At 64.9% G+C, this 18584-nt stretch carries 20 protein-coding genes; 8 read left to right on the top strand and 12 right to left on the bottom strand.

Going from position 1 to position 18584, the window contains the following annotated elements:
* Positions 1–4 precede the first annotated feature (4 nt).
* The 3 genes from RT614_RS26060 (at position 5) to fusA (ending at position 3302) form a co-directional block, all read left to right on the top strand.
* Positions 5–349, top strand: a complete 345-nt coding sequence (locus tag RT614_RS26060) for a TIGR01244 family sulfur transferase (RefSeq protein ID WP_313625175.1) — start codon at positions 5–7, stop codon at positions 347–349.
* Between the two features lie 99 nt (positions 350–448).
* Positions 449–913: a universal stress protein gene (locus RT614_RS26055; RefSeq protein ID WP_313625174.1), complete on the top strand. Its 465-nt coding sequence runs from the start codon at positions 449–451 to the stop codon at positions 911–913.
* Between the two features lie 277 nt (positions 914–1190).
* Positions 1191–3302 carry an elongation factor G gene (fusA, locus tag RT614_RS26050; protein WP_313625173.1) on the top strand — a complete coding sequence of 704 codons (2112 nt, stop codon included), beginning with the start codon at positions 1191–1193 and terminating at the stop codon, positions 3300–3302.
* Between the two features lie 10 nt (positions 3303–3312).
* Here the strand turns inward: fusA and RT614_RS26045 are convergent, their stop codons facing one another.
* Positions 3313–4221: a DMT family transporter gene (locus tag RT614_RS26045; protein ID WP_313625172.1), complete on the bottom strand. Its 909-nt coding sequence runs from the start codon at positions 4219–4221 to the stop codon at positions 3313–3315.
* Between the two features lie 272 nt (positions 4222–4493).
* On the opposite strand from RT614_RS26045, the gene RT614_RS26040 reads away from it, so the two are divergent.
* Positions 4494–4964: an Lrp/AsnC family transcriptional regulator gene (locus RT614_RS26040; RefSeq protein ID WP_313625171.1), complete on the top strand. Its 471-nt coding sequence runs from the start codon at positions 4494–4496 to the stop codon at positions 4962–4964.
* A 12-nt stretch (positions 4965–4976) separates the two neighbouring features.
* On the opposite strand, the gene RT614_RS26035 is transcribed toward RT614_RS26040, so the two are convergent.
* Complete coding sequence (locus RT614_RS26035) at positions 4977–5786, bottom strand: alpha/beta hydrolase (RefSeq protein WP_313625170.1); 810 nt, start codon at positions 5784–5786, stop codon at positions 4977–4979.
* Positions 5787–5928: 142 nt separating this feature from the next.
* Between RT614_RS26035 and RT614_RS26030 the strand changes: the two genes are divergently transcribed.
* Positions 5929–6426, top strand: a complete 498-nt coding sequence (locus RT614_RS26030; protein WP_313625168.1) for a YbaK/EbsC family protein — start codon at positions 5929–5931, stop codon at positions 6424–6426.
* 66 nt (positions 6427–6492) lie between these two features.
* Here RT614_RS26030 and RT614_RS26025 read toward each other — a convergent pair whose 3' ends face one another.
* The 10 genes from RT614_RS26025 to RT614_RS25980 form a co-directional block, all read right to left on the bottom strand.
* Positions 6493–7305: an ABC transporter ATP-binding protein gene (locus RT614_RS26025; RefSeq protein WP_313625167.1), complete on the bottom strand. Its 813-nt coding sequence runs from the start codon at positions 7303–7305 to the stop codon at positions 6493–6495.
* The gene (locus tag RT614_RS26020) at positions 7302–8345 is read right to left on the bottom strand and encodes an iron ABC transporter permease (protein WP_313625165.1); all 1044 of its coding nucleotides are present in this window, start codon (positions 8343–8345) and stop codon (positions 7302–7304) included. Before RT614_RS26020 ends, RT614_RS26025 begins: the two co-directional genes overlap by 4 nt.
* Entirely contained in the window at positions 8345–9034 is a 690-nt protein-coding gene (gene ybgF / locus RT614_RS26015; protein ID WP_313625164.1) for a tol-pal system protein YbgF, read from the bottom strand. The genes RT614_RS26020 and ybgF overlap by 1 nt, the downstream gene beginning before the upstream one ends.
* Before the next feature lie 85 nt (positions 9035–9119).
* On the bottom strand, positions 9120–9620 hold the full coding sequence (gene pal / locus RT614_RS26010; RefSeq protein WP_313625162.1) for a peptidoglycan-associated lipoprotein Pal: 501 nt from the start codon (positions 9618–9620) through the stop codon (positions 9120–9122).
* Between the two features lie 31 nt (positions 9621–9651).
* Positions 9652–10974: a Tol-Pal system beta propeller repeat protein TolB gene (tolB, locus tag RT614_RS26005; RefSeq protein ID WP_313625160.1), complete on the bottom strand. Its 1323-nt coding sequence runs from the start codon at positions 10972–10974 to the stop codon at positions 9652–9654.
* Between the two features lie 16 nt (positions 10975–10990).
* Entirely contained in the window at positions 10991–12154 is a 1164-nt protein-coding gene (gene tolA, locus RT614_RS26000) for a cell envelope integrity protein TolA (protein WP_313625158.1), read from the bottom strand.
* A gap of 39 nt (positions 12155–12193) precedes the next feature.
* Complete coding sequence (locus RT614_RS25995; RefSeq protein WP_313625157.1) at positions 12194–12652, bottom strand: ExbD/TolR family protein; 459 nt, start codon at positions 12650–12652, stop codon at positions 12194–12196.
* On the bottom strand, positions 12652–13332 hold the full coding sequence (tolQ, locus tag RT614_RS25990; protein ID WP_313625155.1) for a protein TolQ: 681 nt from the start codon (positions 13330–13332) through the stop codon (positions 12652–12654). The genes RT614_RS25995 and tolQ overlap by 1 nt, the downstream gene beginning before the upstream one ends.
* A 2-nt stretch (positions 13333–13334) precedes the next feature.
* The gene (gene ybgC / locus RT614_RS25985) at positions 13335–13757 is read right to left on the bottom strand and encodes a tol-pal system-associated acyl-CoA thioesterase (protein ID WP_008157873.1); all 423 of its coding nucleotides are present in this window, start codon (positions 13755–13757) and stop codon (positions 13335–13337) included.
* 58 nt (positions 13758–13815) lie between these two features.
* Positions 13816–15546: a proline--tRNA ligase gene (locus tag RT614_RS25980; protein WP_313625152.1), complete on the bottom strand. Its 1731-nt coding sequence runs from the start codon at positions 15544–15546 to the stop codon at positions 13816–13818.
* 65 nt (positions 15547–15611) lie between these two features.
* Here RT614_RS25980 and RT614_RS25975 point away from each other — a divergent pair, with 65 nt between their 5' ends.
* From RT614_RS25975 to RT614_RS25965, 3 genes are read left to right on the top strand one after another with little or no spacing between them, the layout of a single operon-like run.
* Positions 15612–16184, top strand: a complete 573-nt coding sequence (locus RT614_RS25975) for an RNA pyrophosphohydrolase (protein ID WP_056327909.1) — start codon at positions 15612–15614, stop codon at positions 16182–16184.
* On the top strand, positions 16165–16851 hold the full coding sequence (locus RT614_RS25970; protein WP_008157866.1) for a response regulator: 687 nt from the start codon (positions 16165–16167) through the stop codon (positions 16849–16851). The genes RT614_RS25975 and RT614_RS25970 overlap by 20 nt, the downstream gene beginning before the upstream one ends.
* The gene (locus tag RT614_RS25965; protein ID WP_313625150.1) at positions 16852–18384 is read left to right on the top strand and encodes a sensor histidine kinase; all 1533 of its coding nucleotides are present in this window, start codon (positions 16852–16854) and stop codon (positions 18382–18384) included.
* Positions 18385–18584: the final 200 nt, after the last annotated feature.

The following is an 18584-nucleotide window of genomic DNA, read 5'->3' as shown; positions in this document are numbered from 1 at the left end:
CGTCATGTCCGCACCCATCAAGCCCCTGACCCAGAACTTTGCCGTCGCCCCGCAACTGGGTCCCGACGACATGGCCGACGTAGCCGCCGCCGGCTACAAAAGCGTCATCATCAACCGCCCTGATTTCGAAGGCGGTCCCGACCAGCCCACCGCCGCCGACGTGTCCCGCGCCGCCCAGGCGGCCGGCCTGCAAATCGAATACCAGCCCGTGGTTGGCAGCGCCATGACGGCCGCCGACGTGGCCCGCTTCGCCGAACTCTTGCGTACCCTGCCGAGCCCTGTGCTGGCATACTGCCGTACCGGCACCCGCTGCACGAACCTGTTCGCCGCCGCCCAGCAGTTGGGATAAACCCGCCATTGACGCTCGTCAAAGCCCCCGTTTCGGTCTGATGTGGACCCGGCGGCTTTCCGGTAGCATAAAGATTCCTTTAAGACAGGAGCAGGCAAGATGTTCAAGAAGATCCTGATTCCCACCGACGGTTCCCCGCTTTCGGCGCAAGCCGCCAACGCTGGCATTTGCTTTGCGCGCTCTGTCGGCGCCGAAGTCGTGGCCCTCTACGTGACGCAGCCGTTCGCTGCCACCATCGGTTTTGACGGCATGGCCGCGGCCTACGCCATCACCGACGAAGACTACGAAAAGGCCTCTGCCGAGCAAGCCGACAAGTACCTCAAGCAGATCACCGACCGTGCCGACACCGCAGGCGTCAAAGCCGATGCGCGCGCCGTGTCCAACTTCAACGTCGCCGACGGCATCGTGCAGGCCGCCGGTGATTCCGGTTGCGATCTGATCTTCATCGGCAGCCACGGCCGCAGCGGCCTGTCGCGCCTTCTGCTGGGCAGCGTCACCGCCAAGGTGCTGTCGCTGGCCAGCACCGCCGTGCTGGTGTACCGCGTCAAGGAAGAAAAGAAGTAATTGCGCCGAACCGGCGCAAATACGCGCCCCATGCGACGCAGCCCCTCTGACCGAGGGGCTTTTTCATGGGCGCCGCAGGCGGGCCGGAAGCCGACGGAGCGGTTTCGCGGAACCCGATGCGGACATCCGGGCGCGTCGCGACCGGGCTATACGATGGTATGCCCCGGGCAAACCCATGTACCCCGCTAACTCTTTGCGGAGGGCCGTTTCAGGCTTGTATCTTGCCGCGCGGCGCGTAATATTTATGCATCCGCACCCAACCGCTAGGGAAGAGGCCATGACCCGCAAGACGCGCATCGAGCTTTACCGCAATATCGGCATCAGCGCCCATATTGATGCAGGCAAAACGACGACCACCGAGCGCATCCTCTTCTATACCGGCATTACCCACAAGATCGGCGAAGTCCATGACGGCGCCGCGGTAATGGACTGGATGGAGCAGGAACAAGAGCGCGGCATCACCATCACGTCCGCCGCCACCACCGCCTTCTGGAAAGGCATGGCGGGCAACTATCCTGAACATCGCATCAACATCATCGACACCCCCGGCCACGTGGACTTCACCATCGAGGTCGAGCGTTCCATGCGCGTGCTGGACGGCGCGGTCATGGTCTATGACGCGGTGGGCGGCGTGCAGCCGCAGTCCGAAACCGTCTGGCGCCAGGCCAACAAATACCAGGTGCCGCGCCTGGCATTCGTCAACAAGATGGACCGCGTCGGCGCGGACTTCCTGCGCGTGCATCGCCAGATCGCCGAACGCCTGAAGGGCGACGCCGTTCCCATCCAGTTGCCGGTGGGCGCCGAAGACCACTTCGAAGGCGTGATCGACCTGGTCAAAATGAAGGCCATCATCTGGGACGAAGCCAGCCAGGGCGTGAAGTTCCAGTACGAGGACATTCCGGCGTCCATGCAGGCGCAGGCGCAGGAATGGCACGACAAGATGGTCGAAAAGGCCGCCGAGGCCAATGAAACCCTGCTTGAAAAGTACCTGTCCGGCGAACCTCTCACCGAAGCGGAAATCAAGCAGGGCCTGCGCGCCCGCACCATCGCCAACGAGATCGTTCCGATGCTGTGCGGCAGCGCCTTCAAGAACAAGGGCGTTCAAGCGATGCTGGACGCCGTCATCGATTACCTGCCGTCGCCGCTGGACGTGCCCGCCATCAAGGGCCACGACCAGCGCGACCACGAAATCGAACGCCATCCCGCCGACAACGAGCCGTTCTCCGCGCTGGCGTTCAAGATCATGACCGACCCCTTCGTGGGCCAGTTGGTGTTCTTCCGCGTTTATTCGGGCGTGGTGAAGTCCGGAGATTCCGTCTTCAATCCCATCAAGGAAAAGAAGGAACGGCTGGGCCGCATCCTGCAGATGCACGCCAACGAGCGCCGCGAGATCACCGAGGTCTATGCGGGCGACATCGCCGCGGCCGTGGGCATCAAGGACGTCACCACTGGCGACACCCTGACCGATCCTGCGCACGTCATCATCCTGGAACGCATGGTCTTCCCGGAACCCGTCATCTCGCAGGCCGTCGAGCCCAAGACCAAGGCCGACCAGGAAAAAATGGGCATCGCGCTGGGCCGGCTGGCCCAGGAAGATCCGTCGTTCCGCGTGCGCACCGACGAAGAATCCGGCCAGACGATCATCTCGGGCATGGGCGAACTGCACCTGGAAATTCTGGTCGACCGCATGAAGCGCGAATTCGGCGTCGAAGCCACGGTCGGCAAGCCGCAGGTGGCGTACCGCGAAACCATCCGCAAGCCCTGCAACGAAGTCGAAGGCAAGTTCGTCAAGCAGTCGGGCGGCCGTGGCCAATACGGACACGTGGTGCTCAAGCTTGAACCGCAAGAACCGGGCAAGGGCTATGAATTCGTCGACGCCATCAAGGGCGGCGTCGTGCCGCGCGAATTCATTCCCGCCGTCGACAAGGGCATTCGCGAATCGCTCAATGCCGGCGTGCTGGCGGGCTATCCGGTCGTGGACGTGAAGGCGACGCTGTTCTTTGGTTCCTACCACGACGTGGATTCGAACGAAAACGCCTTCAAGATGGCGGGCTCGATGGCGTTCAAGGAAGGCATGCGCCGCGCAGACCCGGTGCTGCTCGAGCCCATGATGCAGGTCGAAGTGGAAACGCCCGAGGACTTCACCGGCAACGTCATGGGCGATCTTTCATCGCGCCGCGGCATGGTGCAGGGCATGGAAGACATCGCGGGCGGCGGCGGCAAGGTCGTGCGCGCCGAAGTGCCGCTGGCCGAGATGTTCGGCTATTCCACGTCGCTGCGTTCGCTTACGCAGGGCCGCGCCACCTACACCATGGAGTTCAAGCACTACGCCGAAGCGCCTCGCCAGGTTGCGCAGGAAGTGATCGCGGCCCAGGGATCGGGCCGCTGACGCCAGGAACTCAGGCGGCGGCTGCGGCCGCCGTCGGGCGCATCCGCGACGCGGCAAGCTTCACACCCAGCAGGATCATCACGAAGCCGTAGGCATGGAACAGCTGCGGCGCCTCGCCCAGCAGCGGCCAGGCCAGCAACGCGGCGTACACCGGCACCAGGAACATGGACAGCCCCGCAGTGGCCGGGCCGGCTTGGCTGATCAGACGGCCATAGACGTAGTACGCGCCCAGGCTGGGCACCACTGCCAGGAACAGCAGCACCGCGGCCAGACGCGGGTCTGACCACGGCGGCGCCATCCCGGCCGCGGCCTCGATGGCTGCGAACGGCGCCAGGGCCAGCACGCCACCCAGCATCATTGCGGCCAGCCGGGCGCTGTCGGGCACCGTAGGCAGCGTCAGGCGTTTTTGCAGCACGGTGTAGAGCGCCCATCCCGTCGCCGCCAGCAGCACCCACAGGTCACCCTGTCCGAACTCCAGGCGAGCCAGCGCCTGGGCGTCGCCGCGGGCCAACACGACCAGCACACCGCCCAGCGCCAGCGCCAGCCCGGCCGCGCGCGCCGCCGACATGGGCTTGCGCCAGACCACGGATTCCAGCAACGCCACCAGCAGCGGACTGCACGAAAAGATCAGAGCGATATTGGTGGCGCTGGTGGTCTGCGCACCGATGTATTGGGGCGCCACCGCCACGCCCATGCCCAGGACCGACAGCGGCAACAGGGTCGGCAAGCCGCGCCACAAGGCCTTGCGGTGCTTGCGCAGGGCAGGGGCGGCAATCGGCAGGAGGATCAGCAGGGCGATCAACCAGCGGCCGAACGCGAGGAATACGGGGGGAAGGTTTGCGTCGTGGGCCCAGCGGGCGGCCACCATATTCGAGGCGAATAGCGCCGGGGCTGTGAAGAGCATGACGGCGGCGGACAAGCCGAGACCGCTTCTTGCAGGTGCTGCTGCGTGGGACATGGTTTCCAGCCGCGCGGATCGGCGCGCGGCGTTGCTGCGTTGGAACTGCCGGCGCGCGCGCCGGGTTGTGCCGCAGCGTGAGCGCCGAATCCGACGGGTGGGATAGTGCCCGTCTTTGAGGAAAGTCTACGGCCCAGCCTGCAAAATAGGTTTCCTGATTCACGCCGGTTTTCGCGTTTGCGGAAAATTTCCTTCAGTAAAATTCGCGAAAACAGGGAATTCATCTTTCGCATATGTCCTCTTTGCCAAAACTCGACGAGACCGACCGAAAAATCCTGCGCGCGCTGCGCGCGGATGGGCGGCTGACCAACCTGAAGCTGGCCGAGACGGTCGGCCTTTCTCCCACGCCGTGCTGGAATCGCGTCAGGGCGCTGGAAGAAGCGGGAGTGATAGAAGGCTATGCCGCCTTGCTGAACCAGAAGGCGCTCGGGCTGCCCGACACGGTGATGATCGAAGTCACGCTGGAACACCACGACGACGACACGCTGGCCCGGTTTGGCGAAGAGATCAGCCGCCTGCCTGAAGTGGTGGAAGCCTTTCTGGTGACGGGCGAATACGACTACCTGATCAAGGTGGCCGTGGCCGGCACCGAGGGGTACGAGGAATTCCTGCGCAAGCGTCTGTACAAGTTGCGCGGCGTGCGGCACAGCCGCTCCACGTTCGTGCTGCGCCGCCTGAAGCACACGCCGTCGGTCGAGCCCTGACGGGCCTGTGCGTCAGGCCCCGATGAAGTCCTGGATGGCGCCGTTGAATGCGCGCGGATTGCCCAGGTTCATGCCGTGCGAAGAGCCGACGATATCCACGCGACGCGCCTGCGGCAGCCATGACGCCAGGGCGTCCAGCACGGCCGGGTAGGGCGCAGGGCTGAGCGCGCCGCCGATCAACAGGACCGGCATGGTCAGGCCGCCAATCTGTTGCGGCGTCAACGTGTCGGGTTTTTCCTCGGCCTGTCCGAAAAGCGTGCCGACATTGTCGCGGACCATCTCCTTGAACCACGGCACCATGCGCTGCCAGGTGTTCGGTCCCGTGACGGTGTCGACGAACAGCGCCAGACCTTCTTCGATGTCGCCTTGGCGGATCAGCGCCAGCGCGCGCTGCCGGAAGCCGCCACGCTCGTCATTGCCGCCGGGCAGGGGCAGGCCCGGGTCCGCCAGCGTCAGGGTGCGCAGCAATTCCGGCCGCTGCAGGGCCGCGTCGAGCACGACGCGTCCCCCCCGCGAATGGCCCACCAGATGGGCAGGGCCGCCCGCCACCTGGTCGATGAACTCCAGCACGTCGCTGGCGTGCTGCGCGATCGAAAAGCCGCCGCCTTCGCCATCCCAGGTTTCCGGCCAGTACCGCCGAAGGCATACCGCCAGCACGCGGAAAGAGCCACCCAGCGGCGCCATCTGCGATTTCCAGTAGCGGCTGTCGGACAAGGAACCGTGCACCAGCACCAGGGGTGGGCCGCTGCCGTATTCGGTGTAGGACATGGCGTAACCGCCGATCGGTGCGGTTTGCAGGGGCAGGACGGGTTCGGAACGCATGGGGGTGGGGACGGGAAGCCAGGTCCGCATTCTAGCCCGGCGAGGCGGGCGGCTGCGCTTGGCGGGTCGCTGATAAACTCGTCAACGACTTGCCGCCGCGGCGGGTCCGCGCCGCCCCATCCCTGCAACGGAGTTCCGCTCGATGTCCCCAGAATCCCTCGCCGCCTTGCCCGAATCCGCCCAGCGCGTTGCGCGCCTGCTGCTGGAAATTGGGCACGACAAACCGGTGGTCGTCCTGCCCCAGACGGGCAAGACGTCGGCCGAAGCGGCGGCCGGGCTGGGCTGCGAGGTGGCCCAGATCGCCAAGTCCATCATTTTCCGACGCGCCACCGATGATGCGCCGGTGCTGGTGATCGCCAGCGGCGCCAACCGGGTGGACGAAGCCAAGGTGGCGACGCAGGTGGGGCCGTTGGCCAAGGCCGACGCGAAATTCGTGCGTGACATGACCGGCTACGCAATCGGCGGCGTGTGCCCCATCGGCCATGCGGTCAAGCCGGTGGTGCTGCTGGATGCGGACCTGTTCAACTACGACAGCCTCTGGGCTGCCGCGGGCCACCCGCACGCGGTGTTCAACCTCACGCCCGCGCAGTTGGCTGACATGACCGGCGCGCCGGTGGCGGACGTCGCCTTGCGCGCCTGAGCACTTTCTCCAGGCTATTCGCCTTCTCGCGTCGGCGGCCGCGCGTCTTGCGCGCCCTCCGGCCAATCAGGCGGGGTGCTCTTCCAGTCCGTCGATCAGCACTTGCCGCCGACCCCGCGAGCAGGTCTCGACGCGCGCCTGCACACCATAGACGGCCGCCAGCGCGGCCGGTGTGATCACGTCGGCGGGCGCGCCCGCGGCATGCATCCTGCCTTCGTGAATCATCACGGCCCGGTCCGCGTGCTGCAGCGCCACGTTCAGGTCATGCAGGACGATAAGACTGATCAAACCGTGGTCACGCGTTTCCTGCTTCAGAAGCCGCATGACGTGGAACTGGTAATTCAGATCCAGGGCCGATAGCGGCTCGTCCAGCAGCAGCACGCGCGGATGGCGGATCAGCGCCTGGGCCAGTCCCACGAGTTGTTTCTGCCCGCCTGACAGCGCGTCCAGGTAATGCAGCGCCAGGTGCGCGATGCCCAGCCGTTCCAGCAGCCGATCGATGGCCGGAAGGTCCGCGGGCGGTTGCGCGGCCTCGCTTGCCCTGGCCGCCACCAACACCGATTCGAAGACGCGCAGGTGCACGGCGGCAGGCAGGCTCTGGGGCAGATACACCACGTGGCGGGCGCGCTCGCCGTGGTTCAGGCGCGTCAGGTCCAGGCCGTCCAGCGTCGCCTGTCCTGCGCGAGGATGGACCAGGCCAGCCAAGGCCTTCAGCAAGGTGGACTTGCCGCTGCCATTCGGACCCAGCAGCGCCGTGACCTCGCCCGCGGCCAGCGCGGGGATCGACAGGCTGCGCAGCACGTCCTCGCGACCGTAGCCGGCGGTCAGGCGCTGCACGGCCAATCCGGTGAAAGCGTTCGAACCGTCGTGCTTCGTCATGGCAATTGCCTGCGCAGCACGACGGAAACGAAAAACGGGATGCCGACGAGCGCCGTCACGATGCCGACGGGCACCACCACGCCCGGCATGAGATTCTTGGACGCGATGGATGCCAGCGACAGGATCAGCGCGCCCACCAGCGCGCTGCCCGGCAGATAGAAACGGTGGTCTTCGCCGAAGAGGCGGCGCGCGATATGCGGCGCCACCAAGCCGATGAAGCCGATGGTGCCGACGAACGCCACGGCCAGCGCCGACAGCAGGCTCACGCGGGCCAGCGTCGACACGCGCAGCCGGCGCACGTCCACGCCGAAGCTGGCGGCGCGGTCTTCACCCAGCCGCAGGGCGGTCAGCTTCCAGGATTGACGCATCGCCAGCGGCAGCGCCAGCGCGAACGCCAGCGCCAGCACGCCGACGCTCGTCCAGCTGGACCGCGCCAGGCTGCCCATCGTCCAGAACACCAGGTTCTGCAGGGCTTCCGCACTGGCCGTGAATTGCACCAGCGACACCAGCGCGTTGAAGGTGAACACCATGGCGATGCCGAACAGCACGACGCCCGACGTGTTCATGCCGCCCCAACGCGCCACGGCGTCCAGCAACAGTGCGGCCATCAGGGCAAAGAGAAACGCATTGGCCGCGATCAGCCATCCCGCCGAGATTCCCGGCAGCCCGAGATGCAGCACGATCGCCAGGGACGCGCCGAAGGCCGCGGCCGACGACACGCCCAGCGTGAAGGGGCTGGCCAAGGGGTTGTTCAGGATGGTCTGCATTTCGGCGCCCGCCAACCCCAGCGCCATGCCCACCAGCGCGGCCATCAAGGCGGACGGCAGGCGGATGTCCCAGACGATCACACGGAACGTGGGGTCGGCGTCGGCGGGCGTGGCCAGCGTGCGCCAGAGATCGCGCCAGGGCAGGCCCGACGGGCCAACCGTGAAATCGATCAGCAGCGCAAATGAAATCGCCGCCAGCAGCAGGGCAATGAGCCCCGCCCGGCGGCGAAGAATGTGCCGGTAAGCGCCAGCCGCGCTGGCGGCCTGGCGCATTACTGCAGCAGTTGCAGCCGGCTCTTGGCCGTGCTGGCGGCGGGCGTCGTGGGGTAGTCGCGAACGATGCGTTGCAGCGTCGTCTTGGCGCCGGCGCGGTTGTTCATTTCGATCTGGCTACCGGCAATGATCAGCAGCGCATCGGGCGCGCGGGCGTTATCCGGCGACTTCTGGACCATGGCGTTCAGTTGCTCGATGGTGCCCTTGAAGTCCTTCATCGCGTAGCGGCTGCTGCCCTGATAGAACTGGGCGCTGGGCGCAAGCTGGCTGTTGGGATAAAGCGCGGTGAACGCGGCCAGCGATTCGGCCGCTTCCTTGTATTGGCCCTTGCGGAACAGGTCCATCGCGCCGTCATAGGCGGCCTGTTCCTGGGGATCCCCGGCAGAGGCGCCCGGCGGGTTCGATCCGCCGGCAGCGGCGCCCGGCTTGGCGCTGGGCTGCTGGCGCGACACCAGCTCGAGCTGGTCGCGCAGTTGAGCGACTTCCTGTTGCAGGGCTTGAATCTGGTCGGCCAGTTGAAGCTTGGCGCGTTGGCTTTGCTCGTTCTGCTGCTGCACCTGCTGGCGCAAATCCAGGATGGCCTTGCGGGCTTCATCGTCGGAAAAAGCGTGAGCGGGGGCCGTCAGGGCGGCAAGCGCCAGGCCAGTGGCCACAATCAGGGGACGCAGGGACAGAACGTAATCGCGCATGAATATTCCCGGGTATAAAAACAAACGTCGGGACGGCCGGCTGACCGTCCCGACGCGTGGTAGGGCTCCAGACTAAGCGAGAAGCTTAACGCAGATAGTTGATATCGGCGCGGCGGTTCTCAGCAAAATCGGCTTCAGTCGTACCCGTCGAGCGCGGCTTTTCCTTGCCGAAGCTGATGGTTTCGATCTGGTTGTCGCTGACGCCCAGCAGGGTCATCATGCGACGCACGGCGTCGGCACGACGCTGGCCGAGGGCCAGGTTGTACTCAGCACCGCCGCGTTCGTCGGTGTTGCCTTCGATCTTGATCTTCTGCTGTTGGTTGGAAGCCAGATACTTGGCGTGGGTTTCGACCAGGCCGCGGTATTGGTCCGACACGGTGTAGCTGTCGAAATCAAAGTACACCGAGCGCTGTTGCGCCAGGATGCTTTGGGGGTTAAAGGGATCAAGGATCTGGCCGGAGGCCGAGGATCCTTGGCCAGCGCCTCCACCCTGACCCGCTTTATCGTCGAGAGGGACGGAGCTGCAGGCTGCCAGGGCGGCGGCCAGAGCGGCGATGGTTAGGCTTTTGGCAATGCGCGACTTCATGATAGTTCCTTTGCAAAGAGAGTCACACGTGTTATCGGGTAAATGGGCCCCAAGTCGGTTCACGTATTTCCCCGTTCAGTACCGAAAGCGTCTGTCGTACGCGTCCATCGCTCGATACTCCTGCAAGCACGCTACGGCCATTTTGGATGGCGGCGTAGAGGACTTGCATTCCATTTGGCGCAAAGCTAGGTGACTGATCGTCACGACCATCAGTCAGCAAGGCTTCGGAACCAGTGGACAAGTTCAGAGATGCGATTCGAAACGCGCCGTCTCGTCTTGCAACGTACAGCAGCGTCGATCCGTCGGGGGAAATTCGGGGTGAGATGTTGTAACCACCATTAAACGTGAGACGGCGTGCTTCGCCGCCTGTCGAGCCGGTCTGATAGATTTGCGGCCCGCCGCTGCGGTCACTCGTAAAGATAATGGAAGCACCGTCGGGCGTAAAGCTCGGCTCGGTGTCAATCCCGGGAGAACGCGTAACTCGGCTCGGATTCGAGCCATCCGACGCATTAACGACGTAAATTTGCGACAAACCATCGCGCGTCAGGGCGACGGCCAGCTTGCTGCCATCAGGCGACCAGCCGGGGGCGCTGTTGTTGCCCTTGAAGTTGGCGACCGGGGCGCGGGCGCTGGTGGCCAGCGTGTGCACGTAGACGACGGGCTTGCCCGATTCGAAGCTCACATACGCCAGCTTGGCGCCATCGGGCGACCAGGACGGCGAGATGATGGGTTCGCGCGAACGCAGGGCGACCTGCGGATTCTGTCCGTCAGCGTCGGCCACCTGCAATTCGTAGGTGGAGCCCTTCTTCAGCACGTACGCGATGCGCGTCGAGAACACGCCGCGAACGCCGGTGATCTTTTCGTAGATGCGGTCGGCGATCTGGTGGGCCACGCGGCGCAGTTCCTGTTCGGTGCCCGAGAACGCGACGCCGTCCAGTTGCGATTTCTTCACCGTGTCGGCCAGGCGATAGCGCACGTCATAGCGGCCATCGGCGCCACGGGTGATGCTGCCGTAAGCGACGAAGTCGGCGCCCTTGCCGCGCCAGTCGTCATGGGCGATCGGGGAATCGACATTCAGTCCGGAGCCGGCCGCGTTGATCAGGCGGAACTGGCCCGTACGGGTAAGGTCGGCGCGGATGACTTCGGCCAGCGCGCGGCCATGGGTGTCGTCAACGGCGAAATCGGCAATGGCCACGGGATACTGGGTGGCGCCGGTGCCCGAGATATCGACACGCAACTGCGCATGGGCGGGCTTCATGGCCATCAGGCAGGCCAAGGCCACCATCAGCAGCCCGATTCCATACGATCTCCAGAGAGCGAAGGGGGGCACTCGTCGACTATAAGCGGGAGTCATATTCGTCAATCTCCTGTCAATCATACATTCTGTACACAACGTCAATAATGGGTTCGTAGCGGCCCGTGGAGGGCTTCGGGAACGGGTTGCATCGTTGGATGCCGGTCTCGACCGCGCGGTCAAAACCCGCGTTGCCCGAAGAGCTAGTCAACGTGACACGATTAACCTTCCCGTCAGAACCTAACTGTACCCGGTATTGCGCGGTCGGATTTTGCGAGCCGCTGCGGGCCGGGGTCGGATATGCCACCCCTGGTTGCACGCAGGCGCGGACCTTGGCGCCATATCCGCTGTCGCGCCCGCCGCCAGCCTGGTTCCGGTCGGCGGTGCCTCCCGGAATGCCGGCTGCGCCCAGGGCGTCGTTGCGGAAGGCGTCCTTCAGGGCCTTGTCGGCGGCGGCCTTCTTCGCGGCGGCAGCTTTCTCGGCGGCCGCCTTTTCAGCGGCGGCCTTCTCAGCAGCCGCCTTTTCGGCAGCAGCTTTTTCGGCCTTTTCAGCGGCAGCCTTCTCCGCGGCGGCCTTTTCGGCGGCCGCCTTCTTGGCAGCGTCGTCCTTCGCCTTCTTTTCAGCGGCGGCCTTCTCGGCAGCAACCTTTTCCGCAGCTGCTTTCTCGGCGGCGGCCTTTTCCGCTGCCGCCTTCTGCGCGGCAGCCTTCTCGGCAGCGGCCTTTTCGGCGGCCTGGCGTTCCTGTTCGATGCGCTTCTTTTCCTTCAGTTCAGCCTGCTTGCGCTCTTCTTCAAGACGCGCCTTTTCCTTGGCGGCCTCGGCGGCTTCGCGCGCCTTCTCTTCCTGCTCGCGCTTCTTCTTCGCTTCCTGGATGGCGATCTCGGGATCGGCTTCCTCGGTTTTGGGCTGAACCTGGGGTTCCGGTTCAGGCGGAGGAGGAGGCGGCGGCGGAGGCGGGGGCTCGGGCGTCTTTTCGGGCTCGGGCTGAGGCTGCGGTTTGGGTTGCGGCTTGGGAGGTTCGGGCTGGGGCGTGGGCGGCGGCGAGACGGGCGAATTGCCGTCTGCCCAGAGTTCCACCTGGACGGGGCCAGGGTTCTCGGTGTGCCAGTTCACGCCAAAGATCAGGGCGACCAGCAGCAGCAGGTGCACCGCCACGGCCAGAATCAGCGAATTCCGGTTGTCGTTGTTGGGCGGAGTGGCCGGCGGGCCGCTGCGGTGTCGAATTATGGGTGGCGTCATGTGCGGTGCATGCCGGCCGGGCCGGCGGAAGGCGGCGCGTTAGCGTTTCTGGGCGGGTGCGGGCTGAGCGGCCCCGGCGGACTGGTCCACCAGCAGGCCCAGGCGGGTGATGCCGTTGGTGCGCAGCTCGTCCATGACCTTCACGACCGTTTCGTAGGGCACCTTGCCGTCGGCGGCAATGACCACGGGGGTTTCCGCGGTAATGCGCGAGCGCACTTGAGCCACCAGCTCGGGACGCGCGATGTCCTGCATGGTTGCGCCGGGTTCGCGCATGCGCAGGGCGATCTTGCCGTCTTCTGAAATCTGGACTTCCAGGGGCTTGACCGGCACGTCGGAGGCGGCGCCCACCGACGGAAGCTGGATCAGGCCCGGCGTGATCAGGGGCGCGGTCACCATGAAGATGACCAGCAGCACCAGCATCACGTCGATGTACGGCACCACATTGATGTCGGCCTTCATGCGGCGGCCGGACCTGCCGCGTGAGCTTACCGAGGGCATTAGCGCACCTGCCGTTGCAGAATGTTCAGGAATTCATCGACAAAGCTGTCGAAACGGATCGAGATCCGGTCGATGTCATTCGTGAAGCGGTTGTAGGCAACGACGGCCGGGATGGCGGCGAACAGGCCGATGGCGGTTGCGATCAGCGCTTCGGCGATGCCGGGCGCCACCGAGGCCAGCGTGGCCTGCTGCATGTTCGACAGGCCGATGAACGCGTGCATGATCCCCCAGACAGTACCCAGCAGGCCGATGTACGGCGACACCGAGCCGGCGGAGGCCAGGAAGTTCAGGTGGGATTCCAGCGAATCCATTTCGCGCTGGTAGGCGGCGCGCATGGCGCGGCGCGGGCCGTCCAGCAATGCCGTTGCATCGCTGCCGGCGTTGCCCCGGCGGGCCTTCAGGAATTCGGTCATGCCGGCATCGAAGATGCGGGCCAGAGCGCCTTGTTCGTCGCGGCGCGACGCCACGGCCTGCTGCAGCATGGACAGGTCGCCGCCCGACCAGAAGTCGTCTTCGAAGCGGCGGGTCTGGTCGTGCGCGCGCTTGATCGCCATCCGCTTGGCGAAGATATAGGTCCACGACATGATCGAGATGCCCAACAGCATCAGCATGATCAGCTGGACCGGCACGCTGGCGTGCGAAATCAGCGAAAGCAACGACATGTCGTTGGTGACTTGCATGGTTATTCCTGAATGAATTCCAGTTTTGCGCGGATGTCAGCCGGCAACTCTGCCGGCCGCATGTGAATGGCATCGACGCAACAGACTTGGATGTTGCCTTCGGCAAGCAGTTCCCCGTTGCGCTCCGCGCGCTGCGCGAAGTGTATCGAAGCGCGGCCCAGTTTGGTGACTCGGCTGCGTATGGTAAGCAAATCGTCCAGTCTGGCCGGTTTGCGGTACGACATGTCCAGGGCGCGGACAACGAACAGTCTTTGTTCGCTGGCCGCCAGTCCGGATTGGTTGACTCCAAGATCGCGCAGCCACTCGGTGCGGGCGCGCTCCAGGAATTTCAGGTAGTTAGCGTAGAAGACCACCCCGCCGGCGTCCGTGTCTTCATAGTAGACACGGACCTGCAGGGTGGACTCTGGGGACTTCGGATCGGTCACGATGCGGATAAAAGAAAGGTGCGGGTCGGGACGCGAAAAGTCCGTAGTTGCTATAGGGTTACAGGGTGTCGAGTTTGGTCAGCACCGCTTCAAGCGCGGACTCTACCGCAATCTTGGCTGCTTCGGTTTCCCGACGGGCCTGCAATTCCACCACACCGTCGTTCAGGCCGCGTTCTCCAACTGTTACGCGCAGCGGCGCGCCGATCAATTCCCACTCGGCGAACATGACGCCGGGGCGGGCGTCCCGGTCGTCCAGAATGACGTCCACGCCCCGCGCCAGCAGCGATTCATACAGCTTTTGGGCGGTGTCACGCACCGTTTCACTTTTGCCCCAGCCCACCGGGCAGATCACGACCTCGAATGGCGCGATCGCGCGGGGCCAGATGATGCCGCGCGCGTCGTGGTTCTGTTCGATGGCGGCGCCCACGATGCGGGTGACGCCAATGCCGTAGCAGCCCATTTCCAGCACGGCGGGCTTGCCGGTTTCGTCCAGGAAGGTGGCCTTCAGGGCTTCGGAGTACTTCTTGCCCAGATAGAAGACATGGCCCACTTCGATGCCGCGCTGGATCGACAGCGTGCCCTTGCCGTCGGGGGACGGATCACCGGCCACGACGTTGCGCAGGTCGGCCACGAGGTCCGGTTCGGGCAGGTCGCGGCCCCAGTTCACGCCCTGGGTGTGGAAATCTTCACGGTTTGCGCCGCAGACGAAGTCGGCCATGTTGGCGACCGTGCGGTCGGCGATCACGTGGACGGGCTTGGCCGTCTTGACCGGGCCCAGGTAACCGGGCTTGCAGCCGAAGTACTCGACGATCTCGGATTCCGTGGCAAAGCGGAAGCCCGACAGGCCGGGCAGCTTGCCCGCCTTGATTTCGTTGAGTTCGTGGTCGCCGCGCAGAAGCAGCAGCCAGATGTCGACCTTGCCCTTTTCGCCGTCGGTCGCCAGCACGATCGACTTGATCGTGCGTTCCAGCGGGATATCCAGCAGCTTGGCCACGTCCTCGCACTTGGCGGCGCCCGGCGTCGCCACGTCTTCCATGGCCTGGGCGGCCGCGGCGCGGGTGGGGTACAGAGAGGGCGCTTCCGCCAGCTCGATGTTGGCGGCGTAGTCGGAATCCGCGTTGTAGACCAGCAGGTCTTCGCCCGTGTCGGCGATGACCTGGAATTCATGGCTGCGCGTGCCCCCGATGGACCCCGTATCGGCCGACACAGCGCGGAATTCCAGGCCAAGGCGGCCGAAAATGCGCATGTAGGCGTTGAACATTGTGTCGTAGCTGCGCTGGGCGCCAGCTTCGTCGCGGTCGAAGGAGTAGGCGTCCTTCATGGTGAATTCGCGGCCGCGCATCAGGCCGAAGCGGGGGCGACGCTCGTCCCGGAACTTGGTCTGAATGTGATAGAAATTCAGCGGCAACTGGCGGTAGCTGTGGATTTCGTTGCGCGCAATGTCCGTGATGACTTCCTCGGACGTCGGCTGCAGCACGAAATCGCGCTGGTGGCGGTCTTTGATGCGCAGCAGTTCCGCGCCGTACTGCTCCCAGCGACCCGATTCCTGCCAGAGTTCCGCGGGTTGCACCACCGGCATCAGCAGCTCGATGGCGCCAGCCGAGTTCATTTCGTCCCGAATGATGGCCTCGACCTTGCGGATGATCTTCAGGCCCAGGGGCATGTAGGTGTAGATGCCGCCCGCAAGCTTGCGGATCATCCCGGCGCGCGTCATCAGCTGGTGGCTGGCGACTTCCGCTTCGGACGGGGCTTCTTTGAGGGTGTTGATATGGTAGTTGGATGCGCGCATGTTTAAAGGTGGCAGCAGATACGTATAATCGACCGTAATTGTATTGAATTCGGTGGGGGTGGCCCATGCTTGACCGCGAAGGCTACCGCCCCAATGTCGGCATCATTCTCGTCAACACTAGAAACGAGGTCTTTTGGGGCAAGCGTATCAGGGAACATGCGTGGCAGTTCCCCCAGGGCGGCATCAAGTATGGCGAAAGCCCGGTGCAGGCCATGTATCGCGAACTCCATGAAGAAGTGGGCTTGAAGCCCGAGCATGTCCGGATTTTGGGGCGTACACGCGATTGGTTACGTTATAACGTGCCCGATCACTTTGTCCGGCGTGAGTGGCGTGGCCACTATAAAGGACAAAAACAGATTTGGTTCTTGTTGCGCCTGGTGGGACGTGACAGTGATGTTTGCTTGCGCGCGACGCAGCATCCGGAATTCGACGCCTGGCGCTGGAGCCAGTACTGGGTTCCGCTGGATGCCGTCATCGAGTTCAAGCGAGACGTCTATACCCAGGCGTTGAACGAGTTGTCGGCTATCCTCTTTCGGCGTCATCACGAAACCCGCTACCTGCGCCAGCGCGTGCATGGGCAGCGGGCTGCAGAGAATTTGCCCGAAGGAACGGACGGTCATGCGCATATTGTTGGTTGAAGACGAACGGGACATGGCGTCCTGGCTGATGCGCGCGCTCGCCCAAAGCGGGTTCGTGCCCGACCACGCCGCCGACGCCCGCACGGCCGAAGCCTTCATGGCGGGCACCGAATACGATGCCATCGTCATGGACTTGCGCCTGCCTGACAAGCACGGGTTGGTCGTCCTGCGCGAAATGCGCAACCGCGACGACCGCACGCCCGTGCTGCTGCTCACCGCCCAGGGCGCCTTGCAGGATCGGGTGCGCGGCCTGAACCTGGGCGCGGACGATTTCCTGACCAAGCCGTTCGCGCTGGAAGAACTCGAAGCCCGATTGACGGCGCTGGTGCGCCGCAGCCGCGGTCGCCAGCATCCGCGCCTGCAGTGCGGCTCGCTCTCCTACGACAGCGAAAGCCGCGCGTTCACGCTGGACGGGTCCCTGCTGTTCCTCACGCCCCGCGAACATGCCGCGCTGGCGGCGCTGCTGACGCGCAGCGGCTATCCGGTGGACAAGTCGCAACTGTTCGGCAAGGTGTTCACGCACGACAGCGAAGCCAATCCGGACGCCATCGAGGTCGTGCTGCATCGCCTGCGTAAAAAGCTGGCCGGCAGCGACGTGCGCATCGTGACCGTGCGCGGGCTGGGCTACATGCTGGAAAGCGTCGCCAGCGAGTCCGCGGAATCCTAAGTGAGCCTGCGGATACCGGGATTGCCGCGAGTCGGCATCCGCGCGCTGCTGATCATCCTGCTGCTTCCCGGCGTCGTGGCCCTGCTGGTCATCGACAGCCTGAACGACTACCGCACGCTGGCCGAAATCACCAACGAAGCCTACGACAGCGCGTTGGTGGAGCCCGCGCGCGTGCTGGAAAGCAGCCTGGAATTCACGCCCGATGGCAACCTGCAGGTGGCGACGCCGCTGTACGCGCAGGTCATGCTTGAATCCCGCGCGGGCCTGCGCAAGTATTTCCGCATCGAGGAAATCGACCCTCCATTGCCCGACGGCGCTCCCGTGCCGCAGGTCCAGGGCAAGACCTTGCTGGGCATGCCGGAAATGCCTCGCCCGCCCACCTGGCCTCGCTCCAACGGCCAGCCCATCTTCTACGACAGCGTGTACCGCAACGATCCCGTGCGCGTGGTGTCGGTGGTGCGCGATCTCTACTACCAGGGCCAGCATCGCCAGGTGCTCGTGGTAGTGGCGGAAAGCACCGGCAAACGCATCGAAGCCGAGAACAATGCGCGCCGCCAGGAAATCCTGCGCGACGCGCGCATGCTGGCGCTCGTCGTGGTGCTGGTCTGGTGGGGGGTGTCATGGGCCTTGAAGCCGTTGCGGCGGCTGCAGGCGGATATCCGGGGGCGCCGCCCCGACGACCTGACGCCGCTGGACTCGTCTCGCGTGCCCAGCGAAGTCGCGCCGCTGGTCGAGGCCGTCAATCACCACATCGCCCGCTATCGGCGGGTGCTGGACGAGCAATCACAATTCCTTGCCGACGCCTCGCATCAACTGCGCACGCCGCTGGCCATCATGCTGACGCAGGCGCAGTACACGCTGCGCGAACGCGATCCCGCGCGGGCGCGGGAGGGGCTCCGGGCCATCGTCGACCAGCTCGGCCGCACGCGCCGGCTGACCGAGCAGTTGCTTTCGCTGGCGCATGCCAACCAGGCCAGCCAGCTTCCGCGGCAACTGCTCGACATGAACGCCGTGTCGCGCGAAGTCGTGCTGCAGTACTTGCCGCTTGCGCACGAAAAGCAGCAGGACCTGGGCTGGGTGCAAGCGGATGCCGAAGAAGGGCAGGAGACGTCCGTTCCGGTGTCCGGCAACGAGGCCGAACTGCACGAAGCCTTGTCGAACCTCGTCCATAACGCCATCCACTACGCGCCGATGGGGGCGCGCATCACGGTGTCTGTATGCCGGGTGGAAAACCGCGTCGAAGTCGTGGTGTCCGACAACGGGCCCGGCCTGGAACCCGTGCTGCGGGTGCGCGCCTTCACGCGTTTCGAGCGCGTGGGCACGGACAAGCCCGTGGCCTCGTCGGGCTCCGGCCTGGGCCTGGGAATCGCGCGGGCCTACGCCAGGCGCAACGATGGCGACATCGAACTGCGCGACGGCGAAGCCAACGACCACGGCGGCGTCGGCCTGGCGTCGGTGCTTTGGCTGCCACGCGCTCACACCGTATCCCAATATCCGCAGCCCACCGAGGTCCAGCTCAAGGGCGACCAATAGCCCGGCTGCACGCCTTCTCACCGCATTTTTCTTGCCCGTCGCGGCAACCGATCAGGGATAACCCCCGGATTCAGGAACGCGACAGCGCACAGAAAGCGGATTAGCAGCTTCCTTCCGTAATCTGCCTTCCGGCCTGTCGTCAAGGGCCGGGCGTTGCTCGTTCCGGGCGCGCATCAAGGGCCTGCACGGTCCCGCACGAG

Origin of the sequence: Achromobacter sp., assembly GCF_032102605.1 — a bacterium.
GTDB lineage: Bacteria > Pseudomonadota > Gammaproteobacteria > Burkholderiales > Burkholderiaceae_B > Achromobacter.
Note: the sequence above shows the minus strand (reverse complement) of the source record. Positions and strands in the feature narration are given on the sequence as shown.